This window comes from Halomonas marinisediminis (assembly GCF_004347715.1).
Taxonomy (GTDB): Bacteria; Pseudomonadota; Gammaproteobacteria; order Pseudomonadales; family Halomonadaceae; genus Halomonas; species Halomonas icarae.
Genome location: NZ_SLTR01000371.1, coordinates 1 through 280, shown reverse-complemented (window position 1 = coordinate 280; position 280 = coordinate 1). Strand labels below are relative to the sequence as shown.

1 protein-coding gene is annotated in these 280 nt (G+C 75.7%); it reads left to right on the top strand.

Going from position 1 to position 280, the window contains the following annotated elements; translation table 11 throughout:
- Positions 1-280 (top strand): thiamine phosphate synthase (locus tag E0702_RS17045; RefSeq protein WP_205742036.1); only part of this gene is annotated, 280 nt, incomplete at both ends.

The window sequence follows — 280 nt, the reverse complement described above, 5'->3', positions numbered from 1 at the left end:
GGTCCGAGGTCGACGCGGCGGTCTCCCAGTCCGGCGTGGACTACTTCTGCACCGGCCCCTGCTGGCCCACCCCGACCAAGCCCGGACGGCACGCCCCGGGCCTGGACCTGGTGCGATACGCCGCCTCGCTCGACCAGCCGCGCCCCTGGTTCGCCATCGGCGGGATCGACGCCGGCAATCTCGACGAGGTGCTGGACGCCGGAGCGCGCCGGGTCGTCGTCGTACGGGCGATCACCGAGGCCGCCGACCCGGCCGCCGCCACCGCCGAGCTGGCCAGGAG